Here is a 13,995-nt window from a genome sequence, read left to right on the forward strand (position 1 = left end):
TACGCGATGTCGGTGTTTTTTTCTATAAAGGCAAAAATGCCGCCCGAAACCCGAAAATCGGTTGCAGGCGGCATTTCGTTTAACTGAGGCTAATATCGGTAGTTAAATATTGGTTTCCAGATAAACGACTTGGGTTTGCAGATATTCTTCCAAACCGTGTTTGCCGTCCGCGCCGCCGATACCGGATTTTTTCCAGCCCGCATGGAAGCCCTGCATGGCTTCGAAGTTTTCGCGGTTGATGTAGGTTTCGCCGAATTGCAGGCGGCGGGTGACGTAGAAGGCTTCGTTCAGGTTGGTGGTGTACACGGAGCTGGTCAGACCGAATTCACAGTCGTTTGCCAAGGCGATGACTTGGTCGAGCGTGTCGAAAGTGGCAACTGGCAGGACGGGGCCGAAGGTTTCTTCCTTCATGATGTCCATGTTGTTGTCGGTATCGGTCAGCAGGGTCGGCTCGAAGAAGTAGCCGCGTCCTTCGGCGCGTTTGCCGCCGCAGACCAGCGTCGCACCTTGTTTGATGGCGCGTTCCACTTTTTCGGCAACGGCTTTGACGGCGCGCTCTTCAATCAGCGGACCCATTTCCAGCGCGCCTGCTTCCGCTTCGGCAGGGTTGCCGTAGCGCACGCCTTTCATGGCGGCGGTCATTTTTTCAATGAACGCGTCTTTCAGGCTGCTGTGGACATAGACGCGCTCGGCGCAGTTGCAGATTTGACCGGTGTTGCCGACGCGCGAAGCCAAGATGGATTTCACTGCCAAGTCCAAATCCGCGTCTTTCAAAACGATGGCGGGGGCTTTGCCGCCGAGTTCCAGCGAGACTTTGGTGATGTTGGCGGAAGCGGCTTCCATCACTTGGCGGCCTGCTTCGACGGAGCCGGTCAGGCTGACCATATCGACTTGCGGATGGGCGGACAAGGCATTGCCGATTTCCGCGCCGGGGCCGTTCACCACGTTGAACACGCCTGCGGGCAGTCCGACCGCATCGACGATTTCGGCGAAAATGTGGCAGTTGATCGGGGTCACGCTGCTGGGTTTGACGACGATGGTGTTGCCCGTGACCAAAGCAGGGCCCATTTTGCGGGCAATCAGGAAAAAGGGAAAGTTCCACGGCAGGATGCCTGCCACGACGCCCAGCGGGCGTTTGAACAATAAAATATTTTCGCGCGGGCGGTCGCTTTGGATGATTTCGCCTTCATAACGGCGCGCCCATTCGGCTTGGTAATCGAGATAGTCGGCGGTGAACATGACTTCCACGCGCGCCAAGTCTTTGGTTTTGCCGCCTTCGGCAACGATGGTGTCGGTCAGCTCGTCGGCGCGTTCGCGTATGCCTTGGGCGATTTTGCGCAAATACGCGCCGCGTTCGACCGCAGGCAGCCGCTCCCATGCAGGTTGCGCCGCGCGCGCCGCCGCTACGGCGCGGTCAACGTCAGCTTTGCCGCCTTTGGGTTCGCGGGCGATGGCCTCTTCGGTGGACGGGTTCAATACATCACGCCATTCGCCGTTGAAATCGTTTTCAAAGCGTCCGTTGATGTACATGGCCAATTGTTTCATTTCAAATTCTCCTGTTGTTGTATTCGTGTGTAGTTTTAGTTTATGCTCAAATTGTCTGGCATACAAGTATATTTTTAGTAGAAATAGATTATTGCGAAAAATAAAATATGGATTATTGTTATAAAATTTTTTAAGCCATTACTTGAAGTCCGATACTGTATATTTTCCATTATCGCGAACACAAAACCGGCACATTTTTGAAAGCGAGAATCCACGCGTTTTATTCATCAATTTGGTTCGATATTCTTTTTTTATTTACCTGAAGCTATGAAAAATAGAAGGATAACCAAATAGGTCAAATAGGAAAAAGTTATTCACACAGATTTTCAGCGGGCGCAGGAATAATTACCGAATAGACACATACCGGCTGCTATTCCATTCTCTCTGCCAATGCACACCCGTGGCCTGATAGTGGATGAATACGGCAAAATAGCCAAAGAGCTGTACAAAATGGGACATAAGACCGAAGCACGTATCATCAGCCGGTTGGCCAAAGAAACCGCCGCTCAGCCGCGTGATACTAAGGCGCAGCAACAGTTTGATGCAGCTGTCAACAACGGCATGACTGCTGAAAAACTGACCCAAAACCTGAAGCATCAACTTGATGAAAGCGAGCAATTCAGCAATCTGGCACGAAAATTGTCGGAAAGCGGACATAAAACGGAAGCGAAACTTATGCAGGATATTTCCGTTGCGGCAGCCGGTCGATCCATTCGGAGGAACATCAGTGGAACGCAGCAATACCCAATCGGCAGAAAAATCGTCCCTATATCAAGAACACGGGGATGACGGATTGACGCGGTAGTTTTGGATCCGGACATACGACAAACCATATTTGCAGAAACCATACGGCGACGACGCTTTAGCCGGCGCGCTGGCATCGGAGGGGCGGAAGCGGCCGCACCCGTCATCGGCAAATGGCTGTACGGCAAAGGCGACGGCGGCAGCCTGAGTGTGGAGGAAAAAGAGACCGTTTCGGCGATCACAAGGATGCTGGGCTGCGGGAAAATCGTCTGCCGATGTAATGCGGGGCGGGATGGCAGCCGATGGAGCGGTGGAGAATAATTTCTATCTGACGCAGGAGGCTTTAAAACGGGACGAACATACAGCCCGTAAAATTTATTCCGTCATAAAAGAGCAAGCCGAGAATGAATGCAGTTCCAAAGGAAGAATTACCGAATGTCGTCAAAATATAGGACGCATTATCGAGTTTACCCAAGACAAACGCTTTGACAGTAGGTTTAAGGACTTGAAAAAAGAATCCTTATATTACTTAAATCAACATCCTGATTTAGTAGCCTCTTATTTGAAGGCTGAATACGAAAAGCTGGATAGGGAAGACAAAAGTATCCTGCACCGCTACATCTCACCTGGGGCTGAAATCGTTTCGGGCAGTTTGGGGTTTGTGCTTTCCAGTGCAGCAGCAGGCGGAGCCTGTGCCGAGACTTTCGGCTTAGGCTGTGCCGTCGCTTTGGTCGGCATACCGTCTTCCTACGATCATGTCGTTACAGGAACGAAGAACTTCGGAAAAAAAGCCAGCGAACAACGACCGACGATTACGGTTCAGACCTTGAAGCAGTTGGGGCTGTCGGAGCAGGCTGCAGAATATGTTCAGTTCTCTATAGATTTGTTCAGTGTGGGTAAATCGGTGGCCGGTATGCCTAAGGCTAAGCCTGTGTCTTATGTGAAACCGAGATGGGAGGTTGATAGGAAGCTTAATAAATTGACAACTCGTGAACAGGTGGAGAAAAATGTTCAGGAAATAAAAAATGGAAATAAAAACAGTAACTTTAGCCAACATGCTCAACTAGAGAGGAAAATTAAAAAATTAAGAACTTCAGAAGGAAAGGCAAATTCTGCATCTGCAGCTTGATTGAAACTTGATTTGAAGACATCTCAAGCTGCTAATCAAGTTGTTGAAAGTTTGAGAAGTACAGGTAAGCTTCCTTCTAATTATATTGCTAAATCTCAGGCGATAAGTATGGGATGACGTCCAGGAAAAGCCTTGGGTAATACAATAAAAAATGGACAATTAGGGGAAGATATTTTTGCAAATTCTACAAATATTTTACCTGCTAAACAGGGTAGGATATGGTATGAAGCGGACATTGGCTTAATAAATACCATGTCAAGATCGAACCAGACTGGTACTAGATTGTTATATTCTAACGATGGATTGCTATATATAACAACTGATCATTATATCTCTGCAACACAAATTGGAACTTGGAAATAGGAGTATAACTTATGCAAATAGAGATTATCGGTAGTAAAATTTATACGGGACAAGATTTTCATAATCAAATTTCAAAAATATTTTCTATACAAGATTATTATGGGAACAATCTTGATGCTTTGTGGGATTTATTGAGCACAAATGTAGAACGACCGATTACTTTGGTATGGAAAGATGCTATGTTCTCAAAAAATCAATTAAAAAGTATATTTATTGAAATAGTAAAGGTTCTAGAAAGAGTAAGAAACAAGATGAGGATTATGGATTCGAAGAAAAATTTAATTATATTTTAGAGTAAGCAAACCCTAATTACATTACGTACACAGGCTTAAAACTCCTCGGAGCCAATTAAACAAGCCGTAGCCTATAACTTAAACTCAACAAGTAGCATGTGTGCAGAACGCACGCATGCAGTTTTCAAGCTTTGAGCCAAAAAGGTCGTCTGAAACAACAAATACGGTTTCAGACGGCCTTTCTTTCAACAAGCCGCCACAGCAATCAGACAAAAGCAACCACCCACCGCCACACCCGTATCGGCAGCACGGCTAGCAAAATCATTATCCGAAGCGGTGTAGACACAACTACTCTAAGACGGCAAATTTTGAACGACATAGCCTTTCGGGTATGACATTAAAGGCCGATATGATCAAACAGCTCGAAATCCATCTGGCCATACCCGCACAAACTAATAAGGAGCAAAGATTGCAGTTGCAACGCGTGGTAGAGTATGAAAAAAATCTAAACATTAAAGTCAAAATTACGGAGATCGAATAAATGACTTTCAATCAAGAACAAGATTATTGGGCCGGCTATAAGGCAAACGAAAGAGCCTTGATTATTCAAACATGGTCAGGATTTGGGCGATATGCTCCAGACCACCTATATCCCCCCATATCCTGCCATTGGACACCGACAATGGAACTTTAGGCACGACAGTCTTGCAAGCATTGGCGAACAGCAGGACGTTAGACAACGAAGCTGAACGTATTGATTTTTTAAAACAGGAAAGTTTTAAACCACGTTATGAAGATTGGGTTGCCAACCTATGCGGGAACTTGGGCTATAAAACCAGACGTGCACTATTCAAAAACATGATGAACGGAAATATTCGGCTGCACAACGGCTGTCTGAAAATCAGAGCATGCCGCTCTGGCTCCTGAACTTTTGCACGGACACGCGGCTTTATTGGACAGTGTCGGTCTTAGTTTCGACACAAAACAGGCACACCCCGAGATAAGCGGTGGTAAAGAAAAAAGCCTAAACGACTGTTTAGGCTTAGGGAAAGTGGTGGGTCGTGAGCGATTCGAACGCTCGACCAACGGATTAAAAGTCCGCTGCTCTACCGACTGAGCTAACGACCCGATAAGCTGTGAATTATATTGGCCGACATCCTGCTCGTCAATAAGTTTTTTGAATTTTTTTTTCAATAAAAGTAAACAGCCTGTTATTTGCCCTTAAACTGCCCTATTTTACTGGTCCGTTATGTTATGATTCCCACGCCTGCCTGAAAAGGGATAGGCGTTTTCCAGATTAAGAAAGGATAAAACATGAAAAAATTACTGATTGCTGCGATGATAATGGCTGGTTTGGCTGCATGCTCTCAAGAGGCCAAACAACAAACCCAAGAGGCTGCTTCTGCCGTAGCTTCTGATGCCAATGCTGCTGCTTCCGAAGCAAAAGATGCGGCTGATAAAGCAGTTTCCGAAGCAAAAGATGCGGCTGCCGATGCCAAAGACGCTGCCGAAAAAGCCGTTTCTGATGTTAAAGATGCTGCTGCCGATGCTAAGGCAAGCGCAGATAAAGCCTTATCAAATGCAACCGAATCCACAGGAAAAGCAGTTGAAGAAGCTGCCAAAGATGCAAAAAATGCTGCAAAAAATGCTTTGGACAAGGCCGCTGATGCAACCCACAAAGCAGCAGACAAAATGAAAGATGCTGCAAATAAGTAGTTAATTTAAAAGCATATAAACAAGCTGTCGAAATTATTCCGTACGGCTTGTTTTGTTTACCTCGTTTTATTTTTCAGACGACCTCTTGTGTTAAGATGACGGTTTTACCGTGCAGGAAATCTGTTATGACCAATATTCTGAATAAAATCCTTGCAACCAAAGCCCGGGAAGTCGCCGCACAAAAAGCTTCTGTCTCTTTGGATGAAATAAAAAAACAGGCAGATGCCGCCTTACCCGTACGCGGTTTTTTTGACTCTATCCGTACCAAACACGAGCAAAAGCGCCCTGCCGTCATTGCTGAAATTAAAAAAGCCAGTCCGAGCAAAGGGCTGATCAGACCGGATTTCCATCCTGCACAAATTGCCCGCGCTTATGAAAATGCCGGAGCTGCGTGCTTGTCGGTATTGACTGACGAACAATATTTCCAAGGCTCTCCCGAATATTTGAAAGCGGCACGTGCGGCAGTCGGGCTTCCCGTTTTACGAAAAGACTTCATCATTGATGAGTATCAGATTTATCAGGCGCGTGCATGGGGTGCCGATGCCGTCTTACTGATTGCCGCCGCGCTTGAGCAAGAACAATTAGAACATTTTGAAGCAGTAGCCCATCAATTAGACATGAGCGTATTGTTGGAACTGCATGATGCTTCCGAATTGGGAAAATGCCGAAATCTGACAACACCCTTATGGGGCGTAAACAACCGTAACCTGCGGACATTCGACGTATCTTTACAGCAGACTCTGGATTTATTGCCTGCGTTGACAGGTAAAACCGTCGTTACTGAAAGCGGCATCAGCGGCAAATCCGATGTCGATTTTATGCGCAGCCACGGCGTACATACCTTCCTTATCGGCGAAACTTTTATGCGCGCCGACGATATTGAAGCGGAAGTGCGGAAGCTGTTTTAAGGTTTCATATTGCGCAATCATGTAAAAAAGTCGTCTGAAAACAGATTTTGGTTTTCAGACGACTTTTTCTTCAAACTCAAATAACGCAAAACCCTCCTTATATCCAAATATAGTGGATTAACTTTAAATCAGGACAAGGTGACGAAACCGCAGACAGTACAGATAGTACGGCAAGGCGAGGCAACGCCGTACCGGTTTAAAGTTAATCCACTATAAAAACTCAAACGGCGTCATTCCAACTACGCCATACCAATAATCCCGTTTCTCAAGAAACTTGCCGTATGGGTTCTGCCTGCAAGGATAATAAAAAAGAGGTCGTCCGAAACCTGAAACCAAGGTTTTCAGACGACCTCTGTAATTGTCCGACCAACAATCAGTCCTTCAACTTCGCCAACTGATTTTGAACTTTCGCCATTTTGTCTTCCAATTCCGCCAAATCGGCTTTGTCTTTTTCCACCAAATGCGCCGGGGCTTTTTCGGTGTAACCGGGTTTGGAGAGTTTGGCGTTGAGTTTGTCCAAGGCTTTTTGCAGCTTCTCGGCCTCTTTGCTCAAACGGGCGGTTTCGGCGGCTTTGTCGATTTCGACTTTCAGCATCAGGCGCGCGCCGTTGCAGACGGCGACGGGCGCGTCTTCGCTTTCGGGCAGCCCGTCCACTGTTTTGGCTTCGGTCAGGCGCGTGAGGGCGGGCAGGTATTTCAGCAGCGCTTCAGGCACACTGCCTTCCACAAACAGCGGCGCTTTCACGTTCGGGGCAATGCCCATTTCGCCACGCAGGTTGCGCACGGCGCCAATCAGGTCTTGCAGTTGCGCCATTTGGTCAAAAGCAGCCTGCACGATTTTTTCCGGGTCGGCTTTGGGATAGGCGGCCAGCATAATGCTGTCGGCGGTTTTGGCGTTGGCCAGCGGGGCGACGGCCTGCCACAGCTCTTCGGTGATGAACGGGATAATCGGGTGCAGCAGGCGCAATGAGGCTTCCAGCACGCGAACCAAGGTGCGGCGCGTGGTGCGCTGGGTGGTGGGGCAGCCGGTTTGGATTTGCACTTTGGCCAATTCGATATACCAGTCGCAATAGTCGTTCCACACGAATTCGTACAGCGTTTGCGCGGCCAGGTCGAAGCGGTAGGTTTCAAATGCTTCGGCAGCGGCGGCTTCGGTTTGTTGCAGGCGGCCGATAATCCATTGGTCGGCGAAGGTGTAGGCCAGCGGCTGGGTTTCGTCTTGGCCGCAGTCTTGGTTTTCGGTGTTCATCAAGACGAAGTTGGTGGCGTTCCAGATTTTGTTGCAGAAGTTGCGGTAGCCTTCGGCGCGTTTGAAGTCGAAGTTGACGCTGCGCCCCAAGCTGGCGTAGCTCGCCATGGTGAAGCGCAATGCGTCCGCGCCCATGCTGGGGATGCCTTCGGGGAAGAGTTTTTTCGTGGCTTCTTCCACTTTCGGCGCGGTTTCGGGTTTGCGCAGGCCGGTCGTGCGTTTCACCAGCAGCTTGTCCAAGTCGATGCCGTCAATCAAATCGACGGGGTCGATGACGTTGCCTTCGGATTTGGACATTTTTTTGCCTTCGTGGTCGCGCACGATGCCGTGGATGTACACGTCTTTAAACGGCACTTTGCCGGTGAAGTGGGTGGTCATCATAATCATGCGCGCCACCCAGAAGAAGATGATTTCGTAGCCGGTTACCAAGACGTTGGACGGCAGGAAGGCTTTGAGTTCGTCGGTTTCAGACGGCCAGCCGAGCGTGGAAAACGGCACGAGCGCGGAGGAGAACCATGTGTCCAATACGTCTTCTTCGCGGGTCAAACCAGTTTTGCCGGCTTGTTTTTCGGCTTCCGCCTGATTGCGGGCAACGTAAACATTGCCTGCTTCGTCGTACCACGCGGGGATTTGATGCCCCCACCACAGTTGGCGCGAGATGCACCAGTCTTGGATGTTGTTCATCCATTGGTTGTAGGTGTTGACCCAGTTTTCAGGGATGAAGCGTACCGCGCCGCTGTCGACGGCTTTTTTGGCTTTTTCAGCGAGGCTCAAGCCTTTGTATTCGCTGTCAGGTTCGCCGCCGTTCGGTGTGGCAGACATGGCGACAAACCATTGGCTGGTCAGCATCGGTTCAATTACCGAACCTGTGCGGTCGCCTTTCGGCGTCATCAGCGTGTGCGCTTTGATTTCGACCAAGAAGCCTTGTTCCTGCAAATCGGCAACCATTTGTTTGCGCGCGGCAAAGCGGTCTAAGCCTGCGTATTTTTCAGGCAGGGCAAAGCCTTGTTGCGCTTCGCCTTTGAAGTTGAACACTTCGGCGTTTGCCAGCACTTTGGCTTCTAAATCGAACACATTAACCAAGCGCGTGTCGTGGCGTTTGCCGACTTCGTAGTCGTTGAAGTCGTGCGCAGGCGTGATTTTCACGCAGCCGGTGCCGAAGTCTTTTTCAACGTATTCGTCGGCAATCACGGGGATGGTGCGGCCGGTCAGCGGCAGGATTAGTTCTTTGCCAATCAAATGGGTATAACGTTCGTCTTCAGGATTGACGGCAACGGCCACGTCGCCCAGCAGCGTTTCGGGGCGGGTGGTCGCCACGATAACGGCTTCGGCAGGATTGTCCGCCAGCGGATAGCGGATGTGCCACATAGAGCCGTGTTCTTCCACGCTTTCCACTTCCAAATCCGATACCGCCGTGCCGAGCACGGGATCCCAGTTCACCAAGCGTTTGCCGCGGTAAATCAAGCCTTGCTCATACAGGCGCACGAACACTTCGGTCACGGTTTCGGCGCGCACGTCGTCCATCGTGAAATACTCGCGTGTCCAGTCGGCAGAGCAGCCCACGCGGCGCATCTGCTGCGTAATCGTGCCGCCGGAAACTTCTTTCCATTCCCACACTTTTTCCAAGAATTTTTCGCGGCCCAAGTCATGACGGGATACGTTTTGCGCGGCAAGCTGGCGCTCGACTACGATTTGCGTGGCAATGCCCGCGTGGTCGGTGCCGGGAATCCAGGCGGTGTTGCAGCCTTTCATGCGGTAGTAGCGGGTCAGGCCGTCCATAATGGTTTGGTTGAAGGCATGGCCCATGTGCAGCGTGCCGGTTACGTTGGGCGGCGGCAGTTGGATGGAAAAAGACGGTTTGGTCAAATCCATATCGGGCTGGAAATAACCTTGGGTTTCCCAGTTTTGATAGTGTTTAGATTCGATTTCGGCGGGATTGTATTTGTCTAACATGGTAAAAAATGCTGTCTGTAAAAGGGTTTGCGGGCAAACGTCTGTTTAAAAAATAATTGCGGATTATAGCGCAAAAAGGTCGTCTGAAACGGAATATCGTTTCAGACGACCTTTTTGAAACAAATCGAAACGGGCTTATTTGCCTTTGTCGGATTTGGCTTCTTTTTTCAAGGAAGCGTACAACTCAGGGTCGCGGTTTTTCAGCAGGGAGGCAATCGCCAAATCGTCGCGGTTTACTTTTGCCAAGTCAACGCGTTCGATGTGTACCAAGCGCAGCAGCTCGCGTACAGGTTTGGGCATATTGCGGCCGGATTCGTAACGTGAACCACCGGACTGAGTTACGCCGATACGGCTCCAAAAGTCCATTTGGTTCAAACCGAGTTTTTTGCGGATATCGCGGATGTTGTCAATTTTCTCAAACGACTTCATGAAAATTCCTTTTTCTTCTGTATTGTTTGTTGATAAGCAAGAATCTGCTTCTTCACATTGGGATGCGGAAGCCTTCAACACAGACCAATCGTTACACGAATGACAATCGGCTGCGCGATAGAAAACTATCTATACTGAATGTTTAGACAGTATATTCGAAAGAAGTTTTGTCAGATTCTTGATAATTTGCAAAAATATTTCCAAGTTAAATAATTTCAACGGATTTCTCTTTACAAATCAGTAAAATATATTTTAATCATCAGTAATATTTTACAAAAATAAACAATCCAAACAGGAATATTTCATCCGCAATTATCAATTTATCATAATATTTTGCACAAAAAATACGCAATAGAACCATATTCCAATGCGTATTTTCAGCTATTCGGCCTCAAAACGCTGCCTAGCGCTTTCTCGGATAAAAGGTAATCGGCTGGACGATGGAGCGTGTCAGCTGTTTCGGCAAGGTCATCATTGCAATCATCCACACGCCCACCGTGTAACACAATATCCCGCCGTTACGCATCCCTCCCAATGCAGTACTGCCTAAAACTGCCTCCAGCATCAAGCAAACGGCGGCAGCCGCACAAGCTGCCATGCCGGCAAGAAACAGCGCATGGCGGGCATATCTGCGCAACATTTTTTTCAAAGCCGCTTTGACCAAAACGGCAGCAATCAACAGATTGAAAAAGAAAAACACGCCTGCAACCAGCCACACTGCCGAATCGTTCCAACCTTTCGCCACAAACCATCCGCCACCCTGCCGGCTAAACAGCAATCCGCCGCCACCTGCCATCATGGCAAACACATCATGAATCAATAACGCCAGCGGCAATACGGCAAAAATCAATGCCGTCAGCAAAGGCCGATAAGGTTTTTCCTGTTCGAGATACATCATGCCGTTCCAAAATCGAAAACAACGGCAATTATAGAACAATCGCTTTGCGGTATCAGCCTGAAGCGGAATCAGATCAGAAATGAAACAACACCAAGCTCAAGGCAATCACCGCCATGCCGGACGTCAACCCGTAAACGGTTTCGTGTCCGTCGGAATAACGCTTGGCGGCGGGCAGCAATTCGTCCAACGCAAGAAACACCATCACGCCCGCAATCATGCCAAACACTGCACCGAACACGAAAGGCGATAAAAACGGCTTGAGCATGGTGTAGCCCAAAACCGCGCCCAAGGGTTCGGCCAGTCCTGAGGCGAGACAGGCGAGGACGGTTTTTTTGCGGTTGCGGGTGGCGAAATAAACGGGCGCGGCAATGGAAATGCCTTCGGGAATATTGTGTATCGCAATCGCGAGCGCCAGCGGCATCCCGACCGCGGGGTTTTCCAGCGTGGCGAAAAACGTTGCCAAACCTTCGGGAAAGTTGTGCGCGGTAATCGCAAACGCCGCCATCATGCCGACTCGGGCGATGTGGCGGCGTTTGTTTTCCTGAAAGGCGGGGTCGTGCGGGTCGAGCGTTTCATGCGGGTTCGGCACAAGGCGGTCAATCAGCGCAATCGAGCCCATGCCTGCCAGAAAAGCCAGCGTCGCGGCGGCGAAGGCTTTGTCTTTGTCGTAAACCTGCCCGAAGGCTTCGCTGGATTTGTTGAAAATCTCTGTCAGCGACACATACACCATCGCCCCGCCCGCAAACGCCAATCCGAACGACAATACGCGCGGGTTGGGCGTTTTGGAAAACATCACCAGCCCGCTGCCCAATACGGTAAACAATCCGGCGGCAAGGGCGATGCCGAAGGCGGTGATAAGGTTGGGCAAGGCAATATCAAGCATGAAAATCGGTTCTTCAGTGAATGTAATGCCATCAGGCTAACACATATTTCCACAAAAGAGAATAGTTATTATTTTCATAAATAAAGATTAAGATGGAAAAATATTGAAACTGTCATTCCCTACCCGCTTACGCGAAGGCGGCTGCGCAGGCATGACGGCACAGGATTTTCATTTCACTTTAACGTAACAAAAAGGTCGTCTGAAACCTGATTTCCGGTTTCAGACGACCTTTTCTTCTTTAATCCTTACAAGCGTTTTACTCAACTCAACAGCATTTCCTGCATCAGCTTCATGCCCCATTGCCAGCCGCCGAGTGCACTGTTGAGCGTGCCGGAATGTGGCGACAGGAGGAGGCGGGCGTTCCACAGGTTTGCCCGTTCTTCCGCCCAGTTGTGCGGTGTGCCGTTTTGTTCGGCGATGACAAGCGCGGTGCGGCAGGGGCAACGGACGCGCCGGAGGGTGTGTATTTCATCGTCGGGGAAGGCTTCGGGGTGCGGCGACACAAGGATGATGTTGACGATTTTTTTCTGCGTCAGGATGTCGGTTTGGTAGAGCCACGCCAAAAAAGCGGACACGCCTGCGCCGTGGGCGACGACGGCGATGTGTTCGCCGCTGATGCCTTCAAACGCTGTTTGAATATTTGCCTGCCATTGGGCGATGCTTTGATTGGCGGAAGCGGCGGCGGTTTGGACGACGGGATAGCTGACCGCCCAGCGGTCTATCCACATTTCCGCCTCGTCCGCGTCGCGTATCAAGAAAAGCGTCAGGTCTTCGAGTTCGAAAGTTCGCATTTCAGACGACCTATTTGAGCAAATCGTTGAGCGTAAAGGTAATCAAGAGCGCGGCTGGGACACTTAAAACGGCACAGGTGGCGAGGCAGATCAGGATGTTGGCAATCAACCGCCAGCCTTTCCAGCCGAAACACTTGGCGGCAATCATGAGGCAGGGCAGCGAAAACAGCAGCCACACCCCCGCCCAAAGCGGATTGGCGCGGGTCATTTCAACCCAGCCGGACATCCGCGCCAGCATGAATATCGTCCACACCAGCATAGGCAGTACAAACGCGGCGACCACCCATGCCGCACCTATGCCGGTTTTACCGTTCACATTCCAATCGTATTTGCCGAAAACTTTATTGGGCAGCATAGTCGTACTCCACGACCAAAGGTGCATGGTCGGAAAATTTCTCGTCTTTATAAACATGTGCGGACACCGCTTTGGCGGCGAGTTCGGGTGTAACCATCTGATAGTCGATGCGCCACCCGACATCTTTCGCATACGCTTGTCCGCGGTTGCTCCACCAAGTGTAGCCCGGATTGTCGGGATAAAGCGTGCGCCACATATCCGTCCAGCCGAGCGTATGGATGACTTTGCCTATCCATTCGCGCTCTTCAGGCAGGAAGCCTGAGTTTTTCTGATTGCCTTTCCAGTTTTTCAAGTCGATGTTTTGGTGGGCGATGTTCCAGTCGCCGCAGACGACGATGTCGCGCCCTTCCGCCTTCATGGCTTCAAGCATGGGGTAGAACGCGTCTAAAAAGCGGTATTTCAATTCCTGCCGTTCCGGCGCACTGGTGCCGCTGGGCAGATAAAGCGAAATCACCGACAGCTTGCCGAAATCGCAGCGCACAAACCGCCCTTCCCTGTCGAATTCTTCAATGCCCATACCGATTTGCACATTGTCAGGCGCGCGTTTGCTGTACACCGCCACGCCGCTGTAACCGCGTTTTTCGGCGCAATGCCAATGGCCGTGCATCCCGTGCGGATTCTTCATATCGGCGGACAAATCGGCTTCCTGCGCTTTGAGTTCCTGCATGCAGACGATGTCCGCACCCGATGCGGCGATGTATTCGTAAAATCCTTTTTTGTAGGCGGAGCGGATGCCGTTGACGTTGGCGGAGATGATTTTCAGCATAATTTTGTGCTTTGGAATATTGGTTTGAGAAGA

General features: G+C 49.7%; 12 protein-coding genes, 1 tRNA gene and 3 pseudogenes. 7 read left to right on the top strand and 9 right to left on the bottom strand.

Annotation, left to right across the window (positions count from 1 at the left end):
- Positions 1 to 102: 102 nt before the first annotated feature.
- Positions 103 to 1,545 (bottom strand): aldehyde dehydrogenase, encoded by a 1,443-nt coding sequence (gene aldA, locus RSJ68_09735; GenBank protein ID WNU96702.1) that lies wholly within the window; start codon positions 1,543 to 1,545, stop codon positions 103 to 105.
- 411 nt (positions 1,546 to 1,956) lie between these two features.
- On the opposite strand from aldA, the gene RSJ68_09740 reads away from it, so the two are divergent.
- The 5 genes and pseudogenes from RSJ68_09740 (at position 1,957) to RSJ68_09760 (ending at position 4,917) form a co-directional block, all read left to right on the top strand.
- Positions 1,957 to 2,334, top strand: a complete 378-nt coding sequence (locus RSJ68_09740; protein ID WNU96703.1) for a hypothetical protein — start codon at positions 1,957 to 1,959, stop codon at positions 2,332 to 2,334.
- 865 nt (positions 2,335 to 3,199) lie between these two features.
- A pseudogene (locus tag RSJ68_09745) lies at positions 3,200 to 3,388 on the top strand (septum formation inhibitor Maf).
- Positions 3,389 to 3,550: 162 nt separating this feature from the next.
- On the top strand, positions 3,551 to 3,781 hold the full coding sequence (locus RSJ68_09750; protein ID WNU96704.1) for a ribonuclease domain-containing protein: 231 nt from the start codon (positions 3,551 to 3,553) through the stop codon (positions 3,779 to 3,781).
- 11 nt (positions 3,782 to 3,792) lie between these two features.
- Positions 3,793 to 4,079, top strand: a pseudogene (locus tag RSJ68_09755) (barstar family protein).
- Positions 4,080 to 4,555: 476 nt separating this feature from the next.
- Positions 4,556 to 4,917 (top strand): annotated as a pseudogene (locus RSJ68_09760) (contact-dependent growth inhibition system immunity protein).
- Between the two features lie 149 nt (positions 4,918 to 5,066).
- Here the strand turns inward: RSJ68_09760 and RSJ68_09765 are convergent.
- Positions 5,067 to 5,142 (bottom strand) — tRNA-Lys (locus RSJ68_09765).
- 186 nt (positions 5,143 to 5,328) lie between these two features.
- Here RSJ68_09765 and RSJ68_09770 point away from each other — a divergent pair.
- Together RSJ68_09770 and trpC are read left to right on the top strand one after the other, a co-directional pair.
- A complete protein-coding gene (locus tag RSJ68_09770) occupies positions 5,329 to 5,730 on the top strand; it encodes a hypothetical protein (protein ID WNU96705.1) in 402 nt (133 codons plus the stop codon).
- A 125-nt stretch (positions 5,731 to 5,855) separates the two neighbouring features.
- Positions 5,856 to 6,638, top strand: a complete 783-nt coding sequence (gene trpC / locus RSJ68_09775) for an indole-3-glycerol phosphate synthase TrpC (GenBank protein WNU96706.1) — start codon at positions 5,856 to 5,858, stop codon at positions 6,636 to 6,638.
- Positions 6,639 to 7,011: 373 nt separating this feature from the next.
- On the opposite strand, the gene RSJ68_09780 is transcribed toward trpC, so the two are convergent.
- The 7 genes from RSJ68_09780 to RSJ68_09810 all read right to left on the bottom strand — a co-directional run bounded on the left by RSJ68_09780 (position 7,012) and on the right by RSJ68_09810 (position 13,962).
- Positions 7,012 to 9,840, bottom strand: coding sequence for a valine--tRNA ligase (locus RSJ68_09780; GenBank protein WNU96707.1), 2,829 nt, complete (start codon positions 9,838 to 9,840; stop codon positions 7,012 to 7,014).
- A 135-nt stretch (positions 9,841 to 9,975) separates the two neighbouring features.
- The gene (locus RSJ68_09785; GenBank protein WNU96708.1) at positions 9,976 to 10,269 is read right to left on the bottom strand and encodes a transcriptional regulator; all 294 of its coding nucleotides are present in this window, start codon (positions 10,267 to 10,269) and stop codon (positions 9,976 to 9,978) included.
- A gap of 403 nt (positions 10,270 to 10,672) precedes the next feature.
- A complete protein-coding gene (locus RSJ68_09790; protein ID WNU98390.1) occupies positions 10,673 to 11,164 on the bottom strand; it encodes a hypothetical protein in 492 nt (163 codons plus the stop codon).
- Positions 11,165 to 11,240: 76 nt separating this feature from the next.
- A complete protein-coding gene (zupT, locus tag RSJ68_09795; protein ID WNU96709.1) occupies positions 11,241 to 12,050 on the bottom strand; it encodes a zinc transporter ZupT in 810 nt (269 codons plus the stop codon).
- A gap of 260 nt (positions 12,051 to 12,310) precedes the next feature.
- Positions 12,311 to 12,841 (bottom strand): alpha/beta hydrolase, encoded by a 531-nt coding sequence (locus RSJ68_09800; protein WNU96710.1) that lies wholly within the window; start codon positions 12,839 to 12,841, stop codon positions 12,311 to 12,313.
- A gap of 10 nt (positions 12,842 to 12,851) precedes the next feature.
- Positions 12,852 to 13,196: a hypothetical protein gene (locus RSJ68_09805; protein WNU96711.1), complete on the bottom strand. Its 345-nt coding sequence runs from the start codon at positions 13,194 to 13,196 to the stop codon at positions 12,852 to 12,854.
- A complete protein-coding gene (locus RSJ68_09810) occupies positions 13,183 to 13,962 on the bottom strand; it encodes an exodeoxyribonuclease III (GenBank protein WNU96712.1) in 780 nt (259 codons plus the stop codon). Before RSJ68_09810 ends, RSJ68_09805 begins: the two co-directional genes overlap by 14 nt.
- Positions 13,963 to 13,995 lie beyond the last annotated feature (33 nt).

The sequence above is a fragment of the Neisseria sp. DTU_2020_1000833_1_SI_GRL_NUU_006 genome (assembly GCA_032388755.1).
In the GTDB taxonomy this organism is placed as follows: Bacteria; Pseudomonadota; Gammaproteobacteria; order Burkholderiales; family Neisseriaceae; genus Neisseria; species Neisseria sicca_C.